Origin of the sequence: Vibrio genomosp. F10 str. 9ZD137 (assembly GCF_049974785.1) — a bacterium.
In the GTDB taxonomy this organism is placed as follows: Bacteria; Pseudomonadota; Gammaproteobacteria; order Enterobacterales; family Vibrionaceae; genus Vibrio.
This window is the reverse complement of record NZ_JBNGCJ010000997.1, coordinates 1-2,040: the sequence shown is the minus strand read 5'-3', so window position 1 is coordinate 2,040 and position 2,040 is coordinate 1. Positions and strand designations below refer to the sequence as shown.

General features: G+C 42.3%; 3 protein-coding genes. 1 reads left to right on the top strand and 2 read right to left on the bottom strand.

Annotation, left to right across the window (positions count from 1 at the left end; translation table 11 throughout):
• Nucleotides 1-212: 212 nt before the first annotated feature.
• Nucleotides 213-572, bottom strand: coding sequence for a glutaredoxin family protein (locus ACP45E_RS21435; RefSeq protein ID WP_017033246.1), 360 nt, complete (start codon nucleotides 570-572; stop codon nucleotides 213-215).
• 189 nt (nucleotides 573-761) lie between these two features.
• Nucleotides 762-1,643, bottom strand: coding sequence for a helix-turn-helix domain-containing protein (locus tag ACP45E_RS21430; RefSeq protein WP_017033247.1), 882 nt, complete (start codon nucleotides 1,641-1,643; stop codon nucleotides 762-764).
• Nucleotides 1,644-1,820: 177 nt separating this feature from the next.
• Between ACP45E_RS21430 and ACP45E_RS21425 the strand changes: the two genes are divergently transcribed.
• On the top strand, nucleotides 1,821-2,040 hold a 220-nt coding region (locus ACP45E_RS21425), incomplete at its 3' end, for a hypothetical protein (protein ID WP_241824373.1).

Here is a 2,040-nt window from a genome sequence, read left to right as displayed (position 1 = left end):
TTGCTGTTGCTGTTGCTGTTGCTGCTGGCGGCAGGGACCGAGAAACAAACAATAAGTAAACCCAACTTTCAGTCTTTCTATGAACAGCGAGTAAAAACCATGTATATCGAGTAATAACAATCGCTAAATAGACATGGCAACTGAGTTAACAACGATGAAAACCGTTGCTCAGTTAAGTTGGGGTTACGGAATCACTTAAAGCGTTAAATGGGTTACGCGAATTCTTTTTCTAGGTAGGTGACGATATCTGAAGATTCGTACATCCAGGTCGTTTGGCCGTCTTTTTCGATACGCAGGCATGGAACCTTAAGTGCGCCACCTTGAGTGAGTAAGGTGTCTCTGTGGGTTGGATCATTTTTCGCATCTCGGAGCTCAAAGCTAACCGATTGACGTTTCATTGCTCGGCGAACCTTGACACAAAATGGACACGCTTCGAATTGATACAATGCTAACGCACTGGCTTTATTATCAACATCGGCCTGCATCTCAGGGGAACGTTTAATGCCTTTTGGGGCAAAAACAAAATTCAATGTCAAAATGACCTTCCCTAAAAACCAACGAATTAACTTCATAACTTCTCTTCTTTATCTACTGCATAAATTTCACAATAGTGTAACAGCGATGGCTGCGTGGAAATAGACCTGAATGACCGCATTTTTAACGGTGATTTTTTATAGGTAACTTGTTTTATAATGTTGTTCTGTGTCTCTTTCTCTCTTTCTCTTTTTCCTTCTCGTTGATGGCGGCTAAACTGACTGCAATCATTCTCTTTGAAACAGTGATTCCTTTCGATACTGCCTAGGGCTGACCCCGAAGTGTTTTTTAAAGCACTTGGAAAAGTAGTTGCTGTCTGAGAATCCGCATGATTCTGATATGGATTGAATCGAAAGTTCGTGCTGCTCTTTGAGTAGCAAAGCGGCTTGGTTTTGTTGGATGTTTCGAATGTATTGATTAGGGGAAGTCTGTAAAAACTGGCGAAACAAACGTTCCATTTGTCGTTGGCTTACAAAGGAGGCTTTGGCAATTTCATCACTGTTTAACTGGGCGTTAGCGTAGTGTCTTTCGATGTAAACCAGCGCGCGACTTAACGCCAAGGTGGGTTGGTTACTTTCTGTTGAATCGCCTTGGTAGGCTCTAGAAAGGGTGATAACCAACTGCTGCATTAATGAAGCGAGCATACTTTCAAAGCCGATGGGCGCATCATTGTATTCGGTTTCAATCAACACCAACAAGTTCCTGAGGCGAGTCAGTTGTTCTGGGTTTAACGTAAGCTTCGCAGGGTATTCGTTGTTTTGTCTTGCGATGGGTTCGACGGTAAATAACGCTTGATAGCCAGGCAGCAGCCTAACCTGTGGGGAATCGAAAAAAGGAAGATTGGAATCGAACATTAAATTAATGATTCGGAGATCATTCACGTCGTTGAATCCATGCTCAACGTCACCATTGATAACAAACACATCCCCAATACTGAGAGGGTAACTGTGCCCAGCAACTTGGTGCTTCCCTGTCCCTCCGATAACAATGAACAGCTCAGAATAGTCGTGTTTATGGGTGGCAAAGTCATGGCTATGGTAGCCATCGACATAGGCAAACCTAACATGGTTGTGTTTAAGATGTGACTTGAGCTGATATGTGGTCGTCATGTCGCTATATTACCCATACTTGTCGGAATATTGGTAGAAAGTAAGATTCTAGAGCTCTAGTATGAATTCATCAAGCCCCATTTATAGATAGCACTGGTTTATCGATGTATGAACTATAGATGCATGAGCTATAGATGGTTTCATGGTTTTAATGCCTTAGTGTCTGGAATGCAAATTATGACGACTTCTTTCTCTACTCCTTATTTTTCAAACTGGCCCAAGATTCAGTCAGAATTTAAACCTGACAGTGGATTGGAAGCGGAAATTGCTTCGATTATTAAAGAAATGACGGTCGAAGAAAAAGTAGGGCAAATGATCCAACCTGAGCTTCGAGAAATAACCGCGCAAGAGATGATTGAATACAAAATAGGGTCCATTCTCAAGATCGGAAGAGCGG

Coding starts and splice junctions, on each gene's coding strand:
- ACP45E_RS21430 (WP_017033247.1), bottom strand. CDS start 1,643: ATGACGACCACATATCAGCTCAAGTCACATCTTAAACACAACCATGTT.
- ACP45E_RS21435 (WP_017033246.1), bottom strand. CDS start 572: ATGAAGTTAATTCGTTGGTTTTTAGGGAAGGTCATTTTGACATTGAAT.